This is a genomic window from Arsenicicoccus bolidensis DSM 15745, assembly GCF_000426385.1.
Taxonomy (GTDB): Bacteria; Actinomycetota; Actinomycetes; order Actinomycetales; family Dermatophilaceae; genus Arsenicicoccus; species Arsenicicoccus bolidensis.
Genome location: NZ_AUFG01000008.1, coordinates 101289 through 122013 on the forward strand (window position 1 = coordinate 101289; position 20725 = coordinate 122013).

Annotated in this window: 17 protein-coding genes and 1 pseudogene; 13 read left to right on the top strand and 5 right to left on the bottom strand. The window is 72.5% G+C overall.

What is annotated here, in order from left to right:
- Window positions 1–89: 89 nt before the first annotated feature.
- A complete protein-coding gene (locus K313_RS0106610; RefSeq protein ID WP_029210946.1) occupies window positions 90–1397 on the top strand; it encodes a hypothetical protein in 1308 nt (435 codons plus the stop codon).
- Window positions 1398–1717: 320 nt separating this feature from the next.
- On the opposite strand, the gene K313_RS0106615 is transcribed toward K313_RS0106610, so the two are convergent.
- Window positions 1718–2695, bottom strand: a complete 978-nt coding sequence (locus K313_RS0106615; RefSeq protein ID WP_029210947.1) for a D-2-hydroxyacid dehydrogenase — start codon at window positions 2693–2695, stop codon at window positions 1718–1720.
- Window positions 2696–2760: 65 nt separating this feature from the next.
- On the opposite strand from K313_RS0106615, the gene K313_RS0106620 reads away from it, so the two are divergent.
- The 7 genes from K313_RS0106620 (at window position 2761) to K313_RS0106650 (ending at window position 11824) form a co-directional block, all read left to right on the top strand.
- Window positions 2761–4032, top strand: coding sequence for an aspartate aminotransferase family protein (locus K313_RS0106620; protein ID WP_029210948.1), 1272 nt, complete (start codon window positions 2761–2763; stop codon window positions 4030–4032).
- 20 nt (window positions 4033–4052) lie between these two features.
- Window positions 4053–5549 carry an NAD-dependent succinate-semialdehyde dehydrogenase gene (locus tag K313_RS0106625; RefSeq protein WP_029210949.1) on the top strand — a complete coding sequence of 499 codons (1497 nt, stop codon included), beginning with the start codon at window positions 4053–4055 and terminating at the stop codon, window positions 5547–5549.
- A 13-nt stretch (window positions 5550–5562) separates the two neighbouring features.
- Entirely contained in the window at window positions 5563–6738 is a 1176-nt protein-coding gene (locus tag K313_RS0106630) for a M24 family metallopeptidase (protein WP_029210950.1), read from the top strand.
- Window positions 6739–6766: 28 nt separating this feature from the next.
- On the top strand, window positions 6767–8044 hold the full coding sequence (locus K313_RS0106635; RefSeq protein ID WP_029210951.1) for an aminotransferase-like domain-containing protein: 1278 nt from the start codon (window positions 6767–6769) through the stop codon (window positions 8042–8044).
- The gene (locus K313_RS0106640; RefSeq protein ID WP_240483947.1) at window positions 8041–9441 is read left to right on the top strand and encodes a M20 family metallopeptidase; all 1401 of its coding nucleotides are present in this window, start codon (window positions 8041–8043) and stop codon (window positions 9439–9441) included. Before K313_RS0106635 ends, K313_RS0106640 begins: the two co-directional genes overlap by 4 nt.
- A gap of 13 nt (window positions 9442–9454) precedes the next feature.
- Window positions 9455–10150 carry a GntR family transcriptional regulator gene (locus K313_RS0106645; protein WP_029210953.1) on the top strand — a complete coding sequence of 232 codons (696 nt, stop codon included), beginning with the start codon at window positions 9455–9457 and terminating at the stop codon, window positions 10148–10150.
- 279 nt (window positions 10151–10429) lie between these two features.
- Entirely contained in the window at window positions 10430–11824 is a 1395-nt protein-coding gene (locus tag K313_RS0106650) for an MFS transporter (protein WP_029210954.1), read from the top strand.
- Between the two features lie 355 nt (window positions 11825–12179).
- Here K313_RS0106650 and K313_RS22210 read toward each other — a convergent pair whose 3' ends face one another.
- The 3 genes from K313_RS22210 to K313_RS0106670 all read right to left on the bottom strand — a co-directional run bounded on the left by K313_RS22210 (window position 12180) and on the right by K313_RS0106670 (window position 14482).
- Window positions 12180–13082, bottom strand: a complete 903-nt coding sequence (locus K313_RS22210) for a glycosyltransferase family 2 protein (protein ID WP_156911189.1) — start codon at window positions 13080–13082, stop codon at window positions 12180–12182.
- 89 nt (window positions 13083–13171) lie between these two features.
- Complete coding sequence (locus K313_RS22215) at window positions 13172–14101, bottom strand: hypothetical protein (RefSeq protein WP_029210956.1); 930 nt, start codon at window positions 14099–14101, stop codon at window positions 13172–13174.
- Window positions 14102–14164: 63 nt separating this feature from the next.
- Window positions 14165–14482, bottom strand: coding sequence for a hypothetical protein (locus K313_RS0106670; RefSeq protein WP_029210957.1), 318 nt, complete (start codon window positions 14480–14482; stop codon window positions 14165–14167).
- Window positions 14483–14552: 70 nt separating this feature from the next.
- Here K313_RS0106670 and K313_RS0106675 point away from each other — a divergent pair, with 70 nt between their 5' ends.
- Together K313_RS0106675 and K313_RS24175 are read left to right on the top strand one after the other, a co-directional pair.
- Window positions 14553–14852, top strand: a complete 300-nt coding sequence (locus tag K313_RS0106675; RefSeq protein WP_029210958.1) for a hypothetical protein — start codon at window positions 14553–14555, stop codon at window positions 14850–14852.
- Window positions 14853–14955: 103 nt separating this feature from the next.
- Window positions 14956–16272, top strand: coding sequence for a serine hydrolase domain-containing protein (locus K313_RS24175; RefSeq protein WP_205621828.1), 1317 nt, complete (start codon window positions 14956–14958; stop codon window positions 16270–16272).
- Between the two features lie 190 nt (window positions 16273–16462).
- Here the strand turns inward: K313_RS24175 and K313_RS20305 are convergent, their stop codons facing one another.
- Complete coding sequence (locus tag K313_RS20305; protein WP_205621829.1) at window positions 16463–17590, bottom strand: MFS transporter; 1128 nt, start codon at window positions 17588–17590, stop codon at window positions 16463–16465.
- Window positions 17591–17650: 60 nt separating this feature from the next.
- Here K313_RS20305 and K313_RS20310 point away from each other — a divergent pair, with 60 nt between their 5' ends.
- The 3 genes and pseudogenes from K313_RS20310 to K313_RS23395 all read left to right on the top strand — a co-directional run bounded on the left by K313_RS20310 (window position 17651) and on the right by K313_RS23395 (window position 20602).
- Window positions 17651–18718: an ABC transporter substrate-binding protein gene (locus tag K313_RS20310; RefSeq protein ID WP_029210961.1), complete on the top strand. Its 1068-nt coding sequence runs from the start codon at window positions 17651–17653 to the stop codon at window positions 18716–18718.
- Window positions 18715–19737: pseudogene (locus K313_RS23390) on the top strand (FecCD family ABC transporter permease); the annotation flags it as partial. The gene K313_RS20310 and the pseudogene K313_RS23390, both read left to right, overlap by 4 nt.
- Window positions 19738–19807: 70 nt before the next feature.
- Window positions 19808–20602, top strand: a complete 795-nt coding sequence (locus K313_RS23395; protein ID WP_029210963.1) for an ABC transporter ATP-binding protein — start codon at window positions 19808–19810, stop codon at window positions 20600–20602.
- Window positions 20603–20725 lie beyond the last annotated feature (123 nt).

The following is a 20725-nucleotide window of genomic DNA, read 5'->3' on the forward strand; positions in this document are numbered from 1 at the left end:
CTTCGTCATACGAGCTCCAAGGGCCCCATGATCCGCTCTACCACGCGGACAACTAATAATGATTGTCATTTCGGGCTAGGGTGCGCGGCATGCGCTCGAACTCCCTCCGCGTCCTCGCAGGCCTCGCCTGCTCCTCCGCCCTCCTCGCTGCGTGCGGCACCAATAGCGGCTCCTCCTCGTCCTCCGGCACCGCCGCGCCCTCCACCGCCAAGGCCAAGGCCGGCAGCAACGAGCGCGAGGTCAAGACCGTGCAGCCGCGCCTGGTCATGAGCCACGACCAGGGCCTCACCACGATCGACACCGCGACCGGCAAGGTCGTCGACGAGACCCAGCACCCCGGCTTCCTGCGCCTCAGCAACGCGGGCGACGGGCGCCACGTGATGGTCGTCGACGGCGACACCTTCCGCGTCTATGACGCTGGCATCTCGTCGCAGAAGCACGGCGACCACGCGCACAACTTCGAGTTCCAGCCCGGGATGACCGACGTCGCCTACCCCGCCAAGCACGCCGGCCACGTGGTGCTGCACAACGGCCTGACCACGCTGTTCGCCGACGGGACGGGCGACATCACGACGGTCGACTCCGCCAAGATCGCCGACCCCAAGGCCAAGGCAGAGCGCGCCAAGACCGACGCGGCCCACCACGGCGTCGCGTTCGAGCTGGCCGACGGCTCGCTGATCACGACCCAGGGCACCGAGAAGTCCCGCTCGACCATCCAGGTCAAGAAGGACGGCAAGGTCGTCGCCCAGACCACCGACTGCCCCGGCGTGCACGGAGAGGCGGCCGCGCAGCCGACGGCCAAGGGTGACGTGGCGGTCTTCGGCTGCGAGAACGGCCCGGTCGTCTTCCGTGACGGTGCGTTCCACAAGGTCCCGGTCAAGGACGCCTACTCGCGGTCGGGCAACCTCGCCGGTGGCCACGAGTGGCCCGTCGTGCTCGGCGACTACAAGGTCGACAAGGCCGCCGAGCAGGAGCACCCGACCCGCGTCGCGCTGATCGACACCCGCGCCGACAAGCTCGACCTCGTCGACGTCGGCTCGTCCTACTGGTTCCGGTCGCTGGCGCGCGGACCCCACGGCGAGGCGCTCGTCCTGACCTACGACGGCTCGATCAAGGTCAACGACCCGGCGACCAAGAAGGTCACGAGCACCATCAAGGCGATCGAGCCCTGGCAGGAGAAGAAGGACTGGCAGGAGCCCGGCCCGTCGATCAAGGTCGTCGGCTACAAGGCCTACGTCACGGACGCGGACCGCAAGAAGCTCGTCGTCGTCGACCTGTCCGCCGGGTCGGTCGCCAAGACGATCGACCTGCCGCACGTCCCCGTCGAGATCGCGGTCGTCAACGGCAAGCCCGAGGCCCCCGCAGAGGGCGGCGGGCACGCGGGTCACCAGCACTGACAGCCCGTATGGCGAGCGCCCACCGCATCCGGCGGTCGGGCGCTCGCGCGCGTCTGCGGCGGGGTGCGCGTCTCGGGTTGCCGCGCTGGTCTCATGCTGCAGGGCGAGACATGTGCGCCGCGGCGAGACGCGGGTGGGGGGGGCGCGCTGGACGTCTCGGGTTGCCGGGCCGGTCTCATGCTGCAGTGCGAGACATGTGCGCCGCGGCGAGACGCGGGTGGGGGGGCGCTGCGGCGAGACGGCGGCCCGACGCCGGCGCACCGATCAGACCCGCCCCCGGTAAAGGCATCAGCCTGGCGAACGAAGGCCGGTCGATGCCTCTACCCGCGGTAGGGGAAGCCGGTGCGGGTGTCCACCTGGTTGAGCAGCGCCTCGCCCGCGACATACCGGCGCAGGTTGTCCTCGAAGAGCAGTGCCAGCTCGTCCCGCCACCCGACCACGTCGCCGCACATGTGCGCGGAGATCGCGACCTGCGGCAGGTCCCACAGCGGTGACGCCTCCGGGAGCGGCTCGGTCTCGACGACGTCCAGCGACGCCGCGGCGATCTCGCCCGCCTGCAGCGCCGTCACGAGCGCGGTCTCGTCGACCAGAGCCCCGCGGCCGACGTTGATCAGGTGCGCGGTCGGCTTCATCGCGGCGAGCACGGCGCCCGACACGACGTGCCGCGTCTCGGGGGTCAGCGGTGCGGTCAGCACGACGTGGTCGGCCCACCCCACGTGCTCGGCCAGCGCGGAGGTCAGCACGATGTCCCCGAGATCAGGATCCCCGGTCACCTCGCGACGACCCGCACCCCGCACCGTGAGCCCCACGGACTGCAGCAGCCGGCCGCACGCCCGCCCGATGGCTCCGGTCCCCACGACGAGCACGTGCTGCCCCGCCGACCGCGTCACCTCACGGTGGACCCAGCGATGCTCCCGCTGCAGGTCCTTGCTCTCGTGCAGCCGCTTGTCGTGCGCGAGCACCGACGCGAGCACGAACTCCGCGATGGGCTGGTCGAAGACGCCCCGCGAGTTGGTGAGCACCACCGACGACTCGGCCAGCGCGTCGAACAGCATCGCGTCGACCCCCGCCGCGGCCACGTGGACCCAGCGCAGCGCGTCCGCCGCGCCCCAGGCGTCGCGCAGCGCCGTGCTCAGGAAGTCCCAGGACAGGAGCACGTCGGCACCGCGCAGCGCCGGCTCCAGGTCGGCCGCCGTCGCCCACCGCACGTCCGCCAGCTCCTGCAGCGCCGCCTCGTTGCACGGCCGTGGTGTGCCCTCGGCGGTGAGGACGACGAGGCGTGGGCGAGGCAGCGTCATACGGCCATCCTAGGGAGGGTTGCAGATTGTTGACAATCCGACCGACGCGGGGTCAGGATCGAACCATGACCTCCCTGAGCCCCCTCCTCAAGCAGGCCACGCCCGTGGTCGTCGACCACGCGTCTGGCTGCTGGATCCACGGCCAGGACGGCGTGGACTACCTCGACTTCACCACGGGCATCGGCGTGACCAGCACGGGTCACTGCCACCCGCGCGTGGTCGAGGCCGCCCGCGAGCAGGCCGGCTCGATCATCCATGCGCAGTACACGACGGTCATGCACCAGCCGCTGCTCGACCTCACCGAGCGCCTCGGCGAGGTCCTGCCCGAGGGGCTCGACTCCGTCTTCTACGCCAACTCCGGGTCCGAGGCCGTGGAGTCAGCGGTCCGCCTCGCCCGTATGGCGACCGGCCGCCCCAACATCGTCGTCTTCCAGGGCGGGTTCCACGGACGCACGGTCGCCGCCGCCACGCTGACCACCGCCGGCACGCGCTTCGCGGCGGGCTTCTCGCCGCTCATGGGCGGCGTGCACATGGCGCCGTTCCCCTACGCCTACCGCTACGGCTGGGACCTCGACACGACCATCGACTTCTGCCTGCAGGAGCTCGACTACCTCTTCGCGACCCGCACCGCGCCCGCCGACACGGCCGCCTTCCTCATCGAGCCGGTGCTCGGTGACGGCGGCTACCTGCCGACCCCGCCGCGCTTCCTGCAGGGGCTGCGCGAGCGCGCCGACGAGCACGACATCCTTCTCGTCATCGACGAGGTCCAGGCCGGTTGCGGCCGCACGGGTCGCTTCTGGGGGCACGAGCACGCCGACGTGCGCCCGGACATCCTGCTCACCGCCAAGGGCATCGCGTCGGGCTTCCCGATCAGCGCCATGGCTGCCTCCGAGGAGCTCATGAGCAAGGGCTGGCCCGGCTCGCAGGGCGGCACGTATGGCGGGAACGCCGTCGCCGCCGCGGCCGGGTGCGCGACGCTCGACGTCATCCGCGACGAGCACCTCGTCGACAACGCGCGCGAGCGCGGCGAGCAGCTGCGCGCCGGGCTCGACGCCATCGCCGCCGACCACCCCGCCATCGGCAACGTGCGCGGCCTCGGCCTCATGCAGGGCATCGAGCTCACCACCCCCGACGGCCGACCGGACACCGCCACCGCGGTCGCCATCCAGCAGGCGACCACCCGCCACGGTCTGCTGACGCTCACCTGCGGTCCGCTCGGTAACGTCGTCCGGGTCATGCCCGCGCTCGTCGTCTCCGCCGAGGAGATCGACCTCGGGCTGGAGAGGTTCCGGGCCACCGTCGAGGAGATCACCAACGGCCCGACCACCGACCGCTGAGCCGAACGAGGAGATCCCCCATGACCGTGCAGCTCGTCACCGCGTCCGACACCGAGTCCCGCCGCGCGCAGGAGGCCCTCGCCGCCGTCCACACCGGCCTGTTCATCGACGGGCAGTGGGGCGACGCGGCCTCCGGCAAGACCCACGACGTGGTCAACCCGGCCACCGAGCAGGTCATCGCGACCATCGCCGACGGCGGTCCCGAGGATGCGCAGCGCGCCATCGAGGCGGCCGCGGCGGCCCAGCGCGACTGGGGCCGCACCGCCCCGCGCGAGCGCAGCGAGATCCTGCGCCGGGCCTACGACCTGATCATGGAGCGCCAGGACGACCTGGCCCTGATCATGACCAGCGAGATGGGCAAGCCGCTCGCCGAGGCTAGGGGCGAGGTCGCCTACGCCGCCGAGTTCTTCCGCTGGTTCTCCGAGGAGGCCGTCCGCATCGGCGGCGACATGACGCTCAGCGGCGACGGCAAGACGCGGATCTTCGTGTCCCGCCAGCCGGTCGGCCCGTGCGTCCTGGTCACCCCCTGGAACTTCCCGCTCGCCATGGGCACCCGCAAGATCGGCCCCGCCATCGCCGCCGGCTGCACGATGGTCTTCAAGCCCGCGCACCTGACGCCGCTCTCCAGCTTTGCGCTCGTCGACATCCTCGTCGAGGCGGGTCTGCCCGCGGGCGTCCTCAACGTCGTCTGCTCCTCCGACGCCGGCTCGGTCGTCGGGCCGTGGATGAGCAGCGGCCTGGCCCGCAAGGTCTCGTTCACCGGCTCCACCGCCGTCGGCGTGAAGCTGCTCGAGCAGGCGTCCGAGCACGTCATGCGCTCCTCGATGGAGCTGGGCGGCAACGCGCCGTTCGTCGTGTGCGAGGACGCCGACCTCGACAAGGCGGTCGACGGCCTGATGATCGCCAAGATGCGCAACATGGGCGAGGCCTGCACCGCCGCCAACCGGATCTTCGTCCACCGCTCGGTCCACGATGCCCTCGCCGACAAGCTCGCGGAGCGCATGGGTGCCCTGACCGTCGGCGACGGCCTCGCCGACGGCGTGCAGGTGGGTCCGCTGGTCGAGCCCAAGGCCCTCGACAAGGTCACCGAGCTCGTCGCCGACGCCGTGGGCCGCGGGGCCGAGATCCGTTGCGGTGGAGCCGCTCCCGAGGGGGCCGGCTACTTCTACCCGCCCACCGTGCTCACCGGTGTCGACCCGGGCTCGGACCTCATGTCGCAGGAGATCTTCGGCCCCGTCGCGCCGCTGATCCCCTACGACGACGAGGACGAGGTGATCGAGCTCGCCAACGCCACCCCGTGGGGCCTGATGGGCTACGTCTACACCGAGAGCCTCGAGCGGGCGTTCCGCCTCGGCGAGGCGATCGAGACCGGCATGGTCGGCCTCAACACCGGCCTCGTCTCCAACCCGGCGGCGCCGTTCGGTGGCGTCAAGGCCTCCGGCCTCGGGCGTGAGGGCGGCAAGCTCGGCATCGAGGAGTTCCTCGAGGTCAAGTACCTCGCGACCCCGCGGACCTGACGAGGAGGGTGGCATGACCTTCACCCCGGAGGAGTTCGCGCAGCGCCTCGCCGCTGTCCGAGCCCGTATGGCGCACCAGGGGCTGGCCGCACTCGTGGTCACCGACCCCGCCAACCTCTACTACCTGACCGGCTACAACGCGTGGTCCTTCTACACCCCGCAGATGCTCTACGTCCCCTCCGAGGGCGACCTGATCCTCTTCGCGAGGGCGATGGACGCCCAGGGCGCGCACCGCACCTCGTGGCTGCCTCAGGAGCAGATCGTCGGCTACCCCGAGAAGCTCGTGCACCGCCCCGACACGCACCCCTTCGCGTGGGTCGGCGCGCAGCTGCAGCGGCGGGGCCTCGTGGCGCCGTTCGCGGGGCAGTGCGTGGGCGTCGAGATGGACTCGCACTACTTCTCGCCCAAGGCCTACCGCCACCTCGAGCACGCCCTGCCGCAGTGGCGGCTCGTCGACTCCTACGAGCTGGTCAACTGGGTGCGGGCGATCAAGTCCGACGCCGAGATCGCCCTGATGCGCAAGGCCGCGCAGGTGACGACGCGGGCGATGCAGACGGCGATCGACACGATCGGGGTGGGGGTGCCGCAGAACGTCGTGGCGGCCGAGATCTCTCGCGCGCAGGCACTCGGCGACGGGGACGTGTGGGGCGACTTCCCGGCGATCGTGCCGATGCTGCCGACCAGCGAGTCCGCGGACACCCCGCACCTGACCTGGACCGACCGGCGCCTGGTCGACGGGGACGCGGTGGTCGTGGAGCTCGCTGGCGCCTACCGCCGCTACCACGTGCCCCTGGCCCGCACGATCACCCTCGGCACGCCTGACCCGCGCATCGAGCGGCTCGAGGAGGCGGTGGCCGCCGGGCTCGACGCCGTCCTGGCGGTGACCCGGTCGCAGACGCCGGTGACCCGGCTCGCGCAGGCCTGGAACGAGACCCTCGAGACATACGGCCTGTCCAAGGCGTCCCGGCTGGGCTACTCCGTCGGGATCGCCTACCCGCCCGACTGGGGCGAGCGCACGATCTCGCTGCGCTCCGACGACGACACGGTCCTGCAGACCGACATGACCTTCCACGTCATCTGCGGCATGTGGATGGACAGCTTCGGCTACGAGGTCTCGGAGTCCATCCGCGTGACCGACGACGGCGTCGAGTGCTTCACGAGCGTGCCGCGAGGCCTCATCCGCACCTAGACCGCGACATCCCACCAGGAGGCAGCACATGCTCACGACCATCGAGGGCCTGGGCCCCAAGCCCACCGCCGGCCTCGTCGGGCCCGCCTCCGAGGGGCTGCAGCCCCTGGCCCGGCGCGCGGACGGCCTGGTCGGGTCCGTCATCGACTCGTCGACCTCGCTGCTCGCGGCGCAGGAGCACGACATCGTGCGGTTCGCGATGGGCGCGCCCGCGCCCGAGGTGATCCCGGTCGAGCTGTTCAAGCAGCTGGCGACCCAGGCGCACGACGAGGGCTCCTACACCTACGGCGCGACCGAGGGCGAGCCCGGCCTGATCGAGGCGCTGGTCGCGGTCACCGCCGGCACCGACGAGCCCGTGCGCGAGGAGCGGGTGGTCATCACCTCCGGCGGCATGCAGGGCCTGGACCTGGCCTTCAAGCTGTATGTCGACCCCGGTGACCTCGTCGTCGTCGAGTCGCCGACCTACACCAACGGGTCCGGCACCGCGCTCGCCTACGGCGCGGACCTGCTGGAGGTGCCCTGCGACGACGACGGCATGGACGTGGAGCAGCTCGAGCGCCTCGTCGACGAGACCGGGCGCACGCCCAAGGCGATCTACACGATCCCCAACTTCCAGAACCCCTCCGGCGTGACCCTGTCCGAGGAGCGACGCGTCCGGATGATCGAGCTGGCTCACCGGTGGGGCTCCGTGATCGTCGACGACGACCCCTATGGCCTGCTGCGGTTCGCCGGTCAGCCGGTGCGCGGCTTCAACCAGCTCAGCCCCGACGACCCGCTGATCTTCTCCGTGCGGACGTTCTCCAAGATCCTGGCGCCCGGCCTGCGGGTGGGCTGGGTCGACGCGGACCCGCGGCTGCGCCAGCTGCTGATCAACGCCAAGCAGGCCATGGACACCTGCACCAACGTCCCCAACCAGCACGTCGTCGAGGGCTTCATCCGCTCCGGCGGGCTCGAGGCGCACCTTGAGGGCCTGCGCAGCGAGTACCGCAAGCGCAAGGACGCCATGCAGGACTCCATCCGCCGCCACCTCGGCGACCGGGTGCGCACCACCGACCCCGAGGGCGGGTTCTTCCTGTGGGTGACCCTTCAGGGCGAGGACGCGCAGGTCTCCAGCCAGCAGCTGTTCGAGATCGCGCTGGCCGAGGGCGTGGCGTTCATCCCCGGCACGGCGCTGTCGCCGTCGGGCCAGTTCGCCGACGCGTTCCGGCTCTGCTTCGCCTCGACCTCGCCGGAGCGCACCGACGTCGGCATCGAGCGGCTGGCCCGCGCCCTCGACCGGGCCCGCGCGCAGGGGCCTGCCGTATGACGGAGACCGCCCCCAGGCCGGACCCCGCTCGTATGCCGGAGGCGGCCCCTGGCCCCGACCCCGCCCGCACGCCGCAGGCCGGCCCCATGCCCGACGCCGCTCGTCCGTCTGAGGCCGCCCGTCTGACCGAGACCGAGCGACGCGTGCTGGAGCTCGTCGACGAGGCCGCCCTCGTCGACCTCGCGAGCGCGCTGATCCGCGCGGGCGGGGAGAACCCCGGCAGCACCGAGGGGCCTGGCGTCGCAGTGCTGCGCGCGGCATGCGAGGAGCGCGGGCTGACCGTCGACACCTGGGAGGTCGCCCCGGACCGCCCCAACCTCGTGGCCACCCTCGAGACGTCTGTGGCGGCCTCCACCACTCAGGCTGGTCGCAGACCTTCGGGTTGCAACCCGAAGGTCTACGACGCAGGCGAGTGTCAGGGCCTGCTCTTCGTCGGTCACTCCGACGTCGTGCCCGCCGGCCCCGGGTGGTCCACCGACCCCTTCGAGCCCACCGTCGTGGACGGGCGGCTCGTCGGGCGAGGGTCCGCCGACATGAAGGGCGGGCTCGCCGCCGTCCTCGTCGCCCTCGACGCGGTCCGCCGCGCAGGGGTCGAGCTGACCGGTCCTGTGACGCTGGCCTGCACGGTCGACGAGGAGGACCTCGACATCGGGATCCGCGACTTCGTCGCCCAGCCCGACCGGCTGCCCGGGCGCTACACCGCCTGCGTGGTGGCCGAGCCCACGGACCTCGACGTGGTGGTGGCCTGCCGCGGTGACGCCTACCTCGAGGTCGAGGTCACGGGCGTGCCCGCCCACTCCGGTCGCCCGTCCGACGGGCGCAACGCCATCGACGCCGCCTCGCGGATCCTCGACCTCGTGCGTGCCGACCACGAACGGCTCGTTGCTGCCGCCGACGACCCGCTCGGCTCGGGCACCTGGAACGCCGGGCGCATCGAGGGCGGACGCGGCACGTCGATCGTCGCCCCCTCCTGCCACCTGTGGCTCGACCGCCGGCTCATGCCGGGCGAGGACCCCGCCACCATCGCCACCGACCTGGCCCGCCGCGTCGACGAGGCCGGCATCACCGGCGACGGCATCGACGTCGAGATCGCGGTGACCATGGAGATGCCCGGCTTCCGCACCGTGCACGACCACCCGCTCGTCGCGGCCTGCGTCGACGCGACGCGTGCGGTCGGGTGGTCCGGGGACGTCGACGTGTGGACGGCCGCCTGTGACGGTGGCTTCGTCGCGCGTGACCTGGGGATCCCCACCGTGGTCCTCGGCCCCGGCAGCGTGAGCGAGCAGGCCCACCAGCGGGACGAGTCCGTCGCCGTCGCCGAGCTGGTGGCGGCGGCGCGCGCCTACGCCCTCCTCGTCATACGACTGGCAGGTGGGTCGACCACCAGGTCGCGCTGAGAGGATGGCTCCCATGCCCAGGCGCGCCCGGCCCGACGACTCCCTCACCCCGATCGTGCAGGACTCCACCCCCTCCCTGATCGCCGCGCGGCTGCGCGAGGCGATCGCCACCGGGGTGTTCGGGCCGGGGGACCAGCTGGGCGAGGCGGCGCTCGCGGCCAGCTTCGGGGTGAGCCGGGGGCCGCTGCGCGAGGCCATGCAGCGCCTCACCCAGGAGGGGCTGCTGGTCAGCCACCGCAACCGCGGGCTGTTCGTCATGGAGCTCGACGAGGCCGAGATCACGGACATGTACCTCGCCCGCGAGGCCATCGAGCGCGCCGCCGTCGAGCAGGTCATCACGCAGGGCCGGGCCGCCGAGGCCGCTTCGTTGCTGGACATCGTGCGCGAGATGCGCGACCCCGAGCCGCAGGGCGCGGCCAGCGCCGACATGCGCTGGCACGTCGCGCTCGTGCGCCTGTCGGGGAGCCGTCGGCTGCGGGCCATGCACGCGTCCCTGATCACCCAGATCCGCATGTGCCTGACCCGCATGGACCCGACCTTCCAGGCGGCGGAGGACCGAGTGGCAGAGCACGAGGCGCTGACCCGCGCGATCCTCGCCGAGGATCTCGAGCTCGCCGACCGGCTGATGCGCGAGCACATGCGGGACGGCCTGGAGCGACTGGGCCACGCGGGGGACGCCGCCGGCAGCGGTCGCCCTGCTCAGCCCTGACCCCGTCTCGGGGTGGCGTGCTCGTCTCGTGCTGCAGGGTGAGACGTCCTCGGCGCCGGTGCGCGCTGGTGATGGTCTCGGGGCGCCGCGCTCGTCTCGTGCTGCAGGGTGAGACGTCCTCGCCCCCGGGTGCGCGCAGGGTGCCCGCCGGTCCAGCCACCCCTCGCTGCCGCCCACAAAGTTCCGTCCGACCCCTTTCCTGGGAGCAAACCACCCGCTAACGTCAGATTGTCAACAATCCAACGACTTCTCCCTGCGGAGATGCTGGAGGTGGTCCTGATGGGGGCACACACGCACGAGGCCGGTCAGGACCACGGTCGCGGCGACGGTCACGCGCCTGCCGAGATCGACCCGAGCCTGCTGCGGCGGGCCATCGGCGCCTCCGCCATCGGCAACGCGGTGGAGTGGTTCGACTACGGCATCTACGCCTACGGCACGGCCTACATCGCCGCCGCGCTCTTCCCCGAGCACGCCACCAACGCGATGATCTTCACCCTCGGCGGCTTCGCCGTCTCGTTCCTCATGCGTCCCCTCGGCGGTCTCGTGTGGGGTCCGCTCGGCGACAAGGTCGGACGCAAGGCCGTCCTCGCCACCACCATCATCCTGATGGCGGGCGCAACGGTGCTCGTGGGTCTCATCCCGTCCTACACCTCGATCGGCATCTGGGCGCCGGTCCTGCTCTACCTGCTGCGCATGGTGCAGGGCTTCTCCGCCGGTGGGGAGTATGGCGGTGCGGCGACCTTCATGGCGGAGTACGCCCCCGACCACAAGCGCGGCTTCCTCGGGAGCTTCCTGGAGTTCGGCACGCTGGCGGGGTTCAACCTCGGCGCGTTGCTCATGCTCGGCATCATCGAGCTCACCAACGACCAGCAGATGCACAGCTGGGGCTGGCGCATCCCCTTCCTCATCGCCGGCCCGCTCGGCCTGATCGGCATCTACCTGCGGTCCAAGATGGAGGACACCCCCGTCTTCCGCGAGATGGCGGAGCAGGAGGAGCACCAGCACTCCCACCGCGGCATGGTGAGCACGATCAAGGAGCTCTTCACCGAGCACCTCGGCGCCATGATGAAGCTCATGGGCCTGGTCCTCGCGCTCAACGTCGTCAACTACACGCTGCTGACCTACACCCCGACCTACCTCGAGGGGCTGGCCTTCACCCCCAGCCAGGCGCTGCTGGTCCCGATCTTCGGCCAGTTCCTGATGATGGCCTTCCTCCCGCTGGCCGGCAAGGTGTCCGACCGGTTCGGCCGCAAGCCCAGCTGGTTGTTCTCGCTCGCGGGCATCGCCATCCTCGCGCTGCCCTGCTACAAGCTGATGCAGACCGGGTTCGCCGGCGCCATCGCGGGATTCGCGATCCTCGGCCTGGCCTACATCCCGCAGCTCGCCACCATCTCGGCGACCTTCCCGGCGATGTTCCCCACGCACGTCCGCTACGCCGGGGTGGCGCTGGGCTACAACATCGCGACGTCGCTCTTCGGCGGCACCGCCGCGCTCGTCAACCAGTACCTCATCGACCGCACCGGCGACCAGCAGTGGCCCGCGTACTACATGATCGCGGCCTGCCTCATCGGACTCGTCGCGCTGTTCTTCACCATCGAGACCAAGGGCGTCTCGCTGCGCGGCAGGCACACGCCGGGCTCCGACGAGGCCCTGGCCGAGCAGTCCGCCACCTGACCTACCGCGGGCAGAGGCATCAGCCGGGCTTCGTTCGGCAGGTCGATGCCTTTACCCGCGGCGGGTATGTCGCACCGGCCGCCCCGCCGCCGCCGACGACAGGAAGTGACCCGCCAGGGCGCGTCGAGCCGCCGAGCAGGCGGTTTGACAGCTCGAAGTGACCCGTCGGGTCACTGCCACCACGGCGCGCGCCTCGCGGATCACTGCCACCGCCTGGTGCGCCGTCCGCGGATCGCCGCGATGACGGGGCGCGGCTCGCGGGCCACGGCGAGCACCAACGGGTGGAGAAGGTCACGCATGACGGTGACGAGGTCCACCCGTTGCGGCTGCCGGGCGGTCGACGCCGCACGACACGTCAGAGGTAGGGCTTGGGCCGGTGGCCCGCCAGGCCGGCGGCTCGTCCGGCCATGCCGCTCAGCGACACCGCCACCCCGGCCAGGCGTTCGACGTCACGGTGGTGCAGGGCCCCGGCCACGTTGACGAAGGGCCACCGCAGGGATCGCCCGAGCGCCACCAGCGTGTGGACGTAGCCGAAGAACTCGACCTCGGTGTCGGCGTTGGCGGCGTTCTCCTCGAAGGCACGGCGCAGCGCGGCGCGGTTGCTCAGCCGGTCCGGCGGGAGGGGCTCGTGCACGATCGCGCTCGGGCACCACACGAACCGCGCTCCGAGCGCCCGCGCCCTCAGGAAGAACGCGAAGTCCTCGCCCCCGGACAGTCCCCGGTGCGGGGCGAACCACGGCGCGTCCAGCCGGTCGACGAGCCGCCGTGCGAGCAGGAGGTTCTGCCCCCCGTCGAGCGACTCGGCGATTCCCTCCTTGCGTGGTGCCGACGTCGCGTGCAGGTAGGACCGCACCAGCGTCGGGTAGTCGGGGGTGACCCCCATGTCGACGGGTCCGCTCGCGCAGTCGGCGTCGTAGTGGCGGGCGCACTCCACGAGCGCCATCAGGGCGCCGGGCTCGGGGAGGCCGTCGTCGTCATACATCACGAGGTGCTCCCAGTCCGGGTCGACCTCGTAGGCGGCGGTGATCAGGGCGTTGCGCGCCTGCGAGATCCCGCGCTGGGGGACGGGCCGCACCGTGATCGGGACGCTGGTCGTCGCCCCGACCTCCTCGGCCACCCGCGCCACGGCCGGGTCGCAGTCGTTGTCGGCGACCACGACCGAGACCGCTTGGCCCTCGGCCTGCTTCGTCACCTCGAGCAGCAGCCCCCGCAGCAGCTCGGGGCGCTTGTACGTCGGAATGCCCACCACGATCGGCATGGACACCACCCCCTGACGACAAGCCTACGACCGGGGTGCACGACCGTGCACGGAGTCGCAGGAAACGGTCGGAGAACGTCCTCAGGTGGTCACGTCAGCCAGTAGCGCTCGAGCTCGGGCAGGCCCTCCGGCTCGTCGAGCCCATGGGGGCCGAAGCGCAGCGGGGCGATCTGGGTGGCGTAGCACGCGATCCGGCGCGCCTTGGCGACCCGGTCCACCGGCACCTCGAGCCGCTGGACGGCGAACCCGTGCCGCTCCACCAGCCCGTCGATCTCGTCCTGCCCCGGCCGCGCCGACCCGTAGGGCACGTCCTCGTAGTAGCCGAACCTCGCCGAGCCCCCTCGCCCGAGACCGGCCAGGCGCCCGTTCAGACGTCCCGCCAGGTGCTCGGTGAGCGTGTCGCGCACCCACCGGTGGTCGGGGTTGACGCCGGCGCCCCCGATGGCGGGCGGCTCGATGGTCGATGGCTCGGCGGTCCGTCGCGCCTCTCCCCTCGAGAGGGCCGCACGCACCAGTCGTATGCCGCCGTGCCCCGCCTCCAGCCCGGCCTCCAGCCCCGCTCGGGCCAGGCGGCGAGCCGCCCGCACCACCAACGGTCGTCGGGGTGGGGGCGGGTCCGGCAGGAGCCCGGTCGCGGTGGGCAGGAGCACGAGGCCGCCCTCGTGCTCGGTCAGCCAGGCGTCGACCCAGGCGGTGAGGGTGGCGGCGTCCTCGGGCGGTCGTTCGCCCCTCGGGAGGTACTGCTGGTCGAGCAGGCCGAGGTGCTGCCGCCGGTGGGGCGTCCCCGCGAGCGCCGCCTCGTCCTCCAGCAGCCTGACCTCCATGGCTTCGTCCGAGTCTCGGAATCCGGACAGCGTGTCCCACTCCGTGACCATCACCGTGGTAGGGCGGGCGGTGCTGACCGTCAGGACGTCGAGGGGCCCGGCCCGACCGATCAGCGTCTCGCAGGACAGGACGGCGTCGTCCAGGTGCGGAGACACCACGAGGACGTCACCGGTGAGGGGCGGTGGAAGCGGCATACGGTCTCTCTGTCTGGGCGGTCTGGGCGGTCTGGGCCGGGTGGCTCGGGGTGGGGCCAGAGCTCAGTCGCGGGCGTCGCAGAGCGCCCAGGAGGCGGCGGCCGAGGCCGCCGTCACGACACCGACCGCCGGCCAGGCGCCGATGCTCTTGGCCAGCCGGTGCGACCCGACGAACCCGCCGAGGTAGGTCACGGCCAGCACGGCCGTCGTCCCCGGGTCGGTCCGCGCGAGCCAGGTGCGCCCCGCGAGCAGGCCGCAGGCGCCGAGCAGCACGCCGCCGAGCGGGCGGATGCCGGTCTCGCGGGCGAGCGCGAAGCCGCCGGCCAGGCCGAGCGCGGTGAGCGGTGCGGTGGACACGTCGGAGGCAGGCTTGAGATCCATGCCCCCACCGTATGCCGCCCGCCCCGGCCGCAGCGGGTGACCCCCGACGCGGCGGGGTATGCCAGGTCGCATGAGCGACAACGACCAGAACCCGCACGTGACGGACCAGACCACGCAGCCCGACCAGGGGCCCTTCCACGACGTCGACCCGACCGGCGCGGGCCAGAGCGCGGACGAGCGTCCGGCCTACCCGGACGCGGACCAGGACACGGGTGTGGACGACCAGGGTGGCCACGAGGGCGGCGAGCCGGCCGGGCAGCAACCCACCGAGCAGGTGCCCGAGCCCACCTCGGGCGACCCCGAGACGCCCGGCGAGTCCGACGAGGAGGGAAACGCCGAGGGCCTGACCCAGGGGATCAACGCCGGCTGACCTCCGGATCGGTCTGGGGGCTGAGTGACGCGTGGGCTGACGCGGCGCGCCGGCTGACGCGCTGCGTCGCACACCCTTGGCGCTCGGTCACCCCCTCCTCCGGGTGGGTGGACCGGGCGTCCGCGATCTCATCCTTGCGGGGGAGGCGCGGGTCAGGACGCTCCGGCGAGGGTGGAGGCACACCGACCACCCAAGGAGACGTCATGAGCAGCAGCACCGCCCGCCGGACGATCATGGCCGGCACCGTCCTCACCCTGATCGCGTCGACCGGGGCCGCAGCGGCACCCGCCGTCGCCGCCCCGCAGCCCACCCACCTGGCCGACGCCCGCAAGCCCTCGCCGCAGCGGGTCCTGCAGGCGTCCGTCGACCAGCTCGACCGCGCCGGCGCCGTGGGGTCGTCGCTGCGGCGACCCGCGACGGCCGGTCCTGGTCGGCCGCAGCGGGCGTCCGCAGCACCACGACGCGCGTCCCCGCCCGACCCACCGACCGGGTCCGCGTCGGCTCGATCACCAAGCCGATGGTCGCGACCGTCGTGATGCAGCTCGTCGACGAGGGCAGGCTGCGCCTCGACACCAAGGTCGACCAGGTCTGTCCCGGGCTGCTGCCGGGGCACGGCGACATCACGATCGAGCAGCTGCTCAGTCACCGCAGCGGGCTCCCGGACTACGTCCTGCCGCTGGCCAAGCAGGAGCAGGCGATGAAGCTCACCGTCGAGCAGTCCTTCGCCCGCCGGCACACCGACCACAGCCTCATCCGACTCGCCCTCACCGAGCAGGTGGGCAAGCCCGGCGCTGCCTTCCGCTACGCCAACACCAACTACCTCGTGCTGAGCCAGCTGCTGCAGAAGCGCACCGGTCAGAGCATCAGCGACCTGCTCACCCAGCGCGTCTTCCGCAAGGCGGGCCTCAAGGGCACGTTCTACGCCAAGGAGCGGTGGATGCCCACGAACTCCCTGACGGAGTACTACGTCGAGGGCCCCAAGGTGGTGGGCTTCCGGCAGAACGCCACGCTCTTCGGCGCCGCGGGGGCCGCGGTCTCCACGCCCGACGACCTCAACCGGTTCATGACCTCCCTCATGCGCGGCGAGCTCACGTCCAAGCGCAGCCTGGAGCAGATGCTGCGACCGCGCAGCGCCACGCCGATGTCCTATGGGCTGGGCGTCTACTCGCTGCCCGACCCCTGCTACGCGGCCCCCAAGGGCAAGACCCCCAAGGGCAAGGGCGGCACCAACGCGAGCACGAGGCGGGTCTACGGCCACAACGGCACCACCTACGGCACCCACTCGGCGTCGGTGAGCACCCGCGACGGTCGCCGGGCGGCGTCCGCGTCCCTCACCGGCCGGTTCTTTCCCCCGAGCGACCTCACGAAGCAGCCGATGCCCGACGTCGCCGTCGCGGCGGCGCTCAAGGCCCTGTGCTGACCGAGTCGGACGCTGACCGAGTTGCCCAGCGTCCGGCTCGTCCTCCGGGTCGCCGCCAGCGCGGCCCCGAGGGCGCAGGCCGCCGCGCAGCCCAGCAGCACCGGGGTCAGGCCCCACGCGCTGATGGCGGGGGCGAGCAGCGCGAGGCCGAGCGGCGCGCAGCCGTAGGACATGACGAAGTCCAGGGACGTCACCCGCGCCAGCCGCTCGGGCGGGACCTCCCGCTGCGTGGCCGTGAGCCACGGGACGTTGAACACCTCGATGCCAATGCCGCCGAGCGCGTACGCCGCGAGCACCAGGACCGGTGACGGCGAGATCGCCAGCGCGAGCGGCACGAGCGCGTAGGCCCCGAGCCCGGTAAGGCCCACCAGCCGACGTTCGTCGGTCGCCAGCGTGCGACGAGCGCGGCCCCCACGATCGCGCCGACGGTGTAGGCCGTGAAGGCGACGGCGAGCACCGTCTCGCCCCCGAAGCGGTCGCGCGAGACCAGCGGCAGCGCGACGCTGGTCGCGGAGCAGCCGAGCGCCATGACCGGCAGCAACCCGCCCAGCCCGGCCACGAACCACGGGTGCCGTCGCGCCTCCTGCACGCCCTCGCGCAGGTCGTGGGCGGCCACGCGGGCCAGGGCGATCGGTCCTGGACGTCGCGTGCCGGCCGCGTCGCTGGGGGTGATTGCGCGCTGTCCCGGCTCGACGGCGTCGACCCCCTGGCCCGTATGCCGGGCCCGCCCGCTCGTGGGGTCGCCGCCTCGCGGCAGGGCCGCCGTCAGGACCCACATCACGGCGGTGGCCAGCAGGATCCAGGTCAACGAGATCCGCTGTGAGGCAAGCGCGGTCAGGGCCGGGCCGAGCAGCGTCGCCACCCGGACGGACAGGCTCATGGCGGCGTTCGCCTGCTGCCAGCCCTCCGGCGCCACCTGCTCGCGCACCATGGCCTGGAAGGTCGGGCGGCAGGTGGCCTGGCCCGCACCGATCGCCGCGGCGGCCGCGAGCGACGCCGCGAGCTGGTCGTGGGCGAGGGCTGCGGTGAGGACGACCGTGCCGAGGGCCGCGACGATCCCGGCGTCCCGCACCACGCGTCGGTGCGGCAGCCGGTCGGCCGCGACCCCGGCGAGCGGCATCACGACCAGGAACCCGGCGCTGCGGACGGCGAGCACCAGCCCGAGCGTCGTTGCGCCCCAACGGCCCTGGGCCACGCCCACCCCCAACACGAAGGGCAGGGCCCACGTGGCGACCCCGGAGCAGGTCGAGGACGTCCAGAGGCGGAGGAAGTGCCCGTCGCGGAGCAGGGAGCGGTGCGAGACGTCACGGCGGGTCATGGTAAGAATGATAAGGCTTATCACTTGCATGAAGTCCACCCCGCCTAGAAGGATGTCCCTTTGCGCCGACCGGTCCCGACCCTCGCCCTCACCCTCGTCACCGCGCTCGCCGCCGCGGCCTGCGGCTCGGCCAACGTCGTTGGTGGACAAGGTGGCTCGTCCGAGGCTAGCGGTGCGCACACCGGGGGCGGCACTGGGGGCGCGGGTGCCCCGGCAGCAGGCGGGGCCGGCGTGACCGTCCGCAACTGCGGCCGGGACGTCACGACCCACGGTCCCCTGCAGCGGGCCGTGACGACCGAGCAGAGCGCCACCGAGACCCTGCTCGCGCTGGGCCTGCAGGACCGGATGGCCGGCACCTCCAACATCAAGACCTCGGTGCTGCCGCAGTGGCGGGCGGCATACGACAAGGTCCCCGTCCTCAACCCCAAGATCCTCACGCCCGAGCAGACCCTCGCGGCGCGGCCGGACCTGGTCTACTCGCCGTACGAGAGCCTGCTCGCCAAGGACCGCTCCGGCACCCGCGACGAGCTGGCCGCGCGCGGCATCGCGACCTATCTCAACGAGTCCGAGTGCCCCAAGGGAGCGCGGACGATCCATGACCCGATCGAGGCGCAGCTGACGGACTACCGCAACCTCGGGCGCCTCTTCGGGGTCGAGGCCCGCGCCGACAGGCTCGTCGCCGAGCAGCGCGCCGCGGTCGCGGAGGCGCGCACGCACCGGCCGACGGGCGCGGCCCCGCGCGTGCTGTGGATCTACTCGGCCTACGACGGGCAGCCCTACGTCGCGGGCAGCGCCGGGCTGCCCTCGGCCATGTCCAGGCTCCTCGGCGGGGTCAACGTCTTCGACGACGTCGACGACCACTGGCCCGAGGTGCAGTGGGAGCAGCTCGCCGCCCGCAACCCCGACCTGATCGTCGTCGCGGATCTCGAGGAGCGGGGGCGTCCCGGGGACGCCGCCAAGGACAAGATCGCGCAGCTGCGGTCCAACCCGGCGACCGCGCAGATGACCGCGGTCAAGGAGGGCCGCTTCCTCGCGGTGCCCGGCGTCGAGATGGACACCTCGGTGCGGTGGACGCGGACGCTGACGCAGCTGCGCGACGAGCTGGTGCGCCGGGGGCTGGTGCGATGACGGCCACCGCCCTGCGGGAGCGCGACGCCTCGCCGCCGAACGGCTCTGCATCGCCCTCCCTCTCGCCGACGCCGCGTGCCACCGGACGCACCCGCACGCTCCTGACCTGCGGCGCCCTCGGGCTCGTCGCGCTGCCGCTGGCGATCGTGGTCTCCCTGCGCCTCGGGGCCGCCGACATCACCTATGCCCAGGTCCTCCACGTGCTCGCCGCGCACGTCGGGCTGCCCTCGCAGCCGGTCCCGGCCACCGTCGACGCCGTGCTGTGGGACCTGCGGGTGCCCCGCGTGCTGGCCGCGGCGGTGTTCGGCGCCGGGCTGGCCGTGTGCGGCGCCACCCTGCAGGCGCTGACGCGCAATGCGCTCGCCGAGCCCTACCTCCTCGGCATCTCGGCGGGGGCCTCCACCGGCGCCGTCGTCGTGGCGGTGCTGGGGGTGGGGCTGGCGATCGGGCTGACCGGGGGAGCGGTCGTCGGGGCGCTGCTCTCGCTGGGCCTGCTGCTCCTGCTGCTGCGGCGCAGCGGCCTGGACTCCATGCGCGTCGTGCTCACCGGTGTCGTGGTGGGCCACCTCTTCTCGGCGATCACCTCGCTCGTGCTCATGGCGGCGGGCGACGCCGAGGCGACCCGCGCCATCACCTTCTGGCTGCTCGGGTCGATGGGCTCCGCGCGCTGGGCGACGGTCGCGACCGGGGCGGTCGTGCTGCTGCTCGGCCTCGCCGTGATCAGCTGGTATGCCGGGGCCCTCGACGCCCTCGCCCTGGGTGGCGACACGGCCTCGTCGCTCGGCGTGGACGTGCACCGCGTGCGCCTCGTCCTGCTCGTCGTCACGTCGGTCGTGACCGCATCGGCCGTGGCGAGCGTGGGGGCCATCGGCTTCGTGGGGCTGATCGTGCCGCACGCCATGCGTTTCGTGGTCGGTCCCCTGCACCGGGCGCTGGTGCCGGCGAGTGCGCTGCTCGGCGCCGTCCTGCTCGTCGTGACCGACGCGATCTGCCGGGTCGCCTTCTCCCCCAGGGAGATCCCCGTGGGGGTGTGCACGGCGCTGATCGGCGTCCCGATCTTCTTGGCCATCATGCGACGAGGGGTGACCTGTGAGCATCGACCTGTGCGGCGTGACCTGGCGCGTAGGCGACCGTCCGATCATCGAGGGGGTCACCGACGTGCTCCCCGCCGGTGGCGTCGTCGGTCTCGTCGGCGCCAACGGCAGCGGCAAGTCCACGCTGCTGCGCTGCCTCGTCGGCCTGCGCCGCCCTTCCTCGGGCGTGGTGCTCGTCGACGGCGACCCCGTGCACCGCTGGTCGCCGCGGCGTCGCTCCCGCGAGATCGCCTTCGTGGAGCAGGTGGTCGAGGTCGCCGCGAACCTGCGGGTCGTCGACGTCGTGGGCCTCGGGCGCACCCCGCACCAGGACCGCTGGCGGGGTCCGAGCGTGCACGACGACCAGGTCGTGGCCGCCGCCATGGAGCAGGTCGGCATCGCCGACGTGGCCCTGCGATCGTGGCGCGACGTGTCCGGCGGCGAGCGTCAACGCGCCCACCTCGCCAGGGCGTTCGCGCAGGAGACGCCATACCTCGTGCTCGACGAGCCAACCAACCACCTGGACGTGCGGCACCAGCTCGAGCTGATGGAGCACCTGCGCTCGTGCGGGCGGACCGTGGTGGTCTCGCTGCACGACCTCGGCCTGGCGGGGCGCTACTGCGACCACGTGCTGGTGATGTCGGGCGGCCGCCTGCTCGCGTCCGGCCCACCCCGCACCGTGCTCGAACCCGCCCTGATCCGTGAAGGATTCGGCGTCGGCGCGGTCGTGGACGCGAGCGCCGACGGGACGTGGTCGCTGTCCTACTCCCCCCTCACCCCCGCTCACCCCCGCCGACTGCTCAGTTCCTGACGAGGCCCCTCGCCGACTGGTCAGTTCCTGACGGGGCCTCCCGCCGACTGGTCAGTTTCGGACGCGACATCCCCCAAGGGTTCGCGTTGCGCACAGACCTTCGGCTTGCAACCCGAAGATCGG

Bases quoted from the DNA above. Each gene is read 5' to 3' on its own strand.
- K313_RS22215 (WP_029210956.1), bottom strand. From the start codon at position 14,101: ATGCCGCTTCCACCGCCCCTCACCGGTGACGTCCTCGTGGTGTCTCCG.
- K313_RS0106625 (WP_029210949.1), top strand. From the start codon at position 4,053: ATGACCGTGCAGCTCGTCACCGCGTCCGACACCGAGTCCCGCCGCGCG.
- K313_RS0106630 (WP_029210950.1), top strand. From the start codon at position 5,563: ATGACCTTCACCCCGGAGGAGTTCGCGCAGCGCCTCGCCGCTGTCCGA.
- K313_RS0106670 (WP_029210957.1), bottom strand. From the start codon at position 14,482: ATGGATCTCAAGCCTGCCTCCGACGTGTCCACCGCACCGCTCACCGCG.
- K313_RS0106640 (WP_240483947.1), top strand. From the start codon at position 8,041: ATGACGGAGACCGCCCCCAGGCCGGACCCCGCTCGTATGCCGGAGGCG.
- K313_RS0106610 (WP_029210946.1), top strand. From the start codon at position 90: ATGCGCTCGAACTCCCTCCGCGTCCTCGCAGGCCTCGCCTGCTCCTCC.
- K313_RS22210 (WP_156911189.1), bottom strand. From the start codon at position 13,082: ATGCCGATCGTGGTGGGCATTCCGACGTACAAGCGCCCCGAGCTGCTG.
- K313_RS0106650 (WP_029210954.1), top strand. From the start codon at position 10,430: ATGGGGGCACACACGCACGAGGCCGGTCAGGACCACGGTCGCGGCGAC.
- K313_RS0106635 (WP_029210951.1), top strand. From the start codon at position 6,767: ATGCTCACGACCATCGAGGGCCTGGGCCCCAAGCCCACCGCCGGCCTC.
- K313_RS0106615 (WP_029210947.1), bottom strand. From the start codon at position 2,695: ATGACGCTGCCTCGCCCACGCCTCGTCGTCCTCACCGCCGAGGGCACA.
- K313_RS0106645 (WP_029210953.1), top strand. From the start codon at position 9,455: ATGCCCAGGCGCGCCCGGCCCGACGACTCCCTCACCCCGATCGTGCAG.
- K313_RS20305 (WP_205621829.1), bottom strand. From the start codon at position 17,590: ATGACCCGCCGTGACGTCTCGCACCGCTCCCTGCTCCGCGACGGGCAC.
- K313_RS0106620 (WP_029210948.1), top strand. From the start codon at position 2,761: ATGACCTCCCTGAGCCCCCTCCTCAAGCAGGCCACGCCCGTGGTCGTC.
- K313_RS0106675 (WP_029210958.1), top strand. From the start codon at position 14,553: ATGAGCGACAACGACCAGAACCCGCACGTGACGGACCAGACCACGCAG.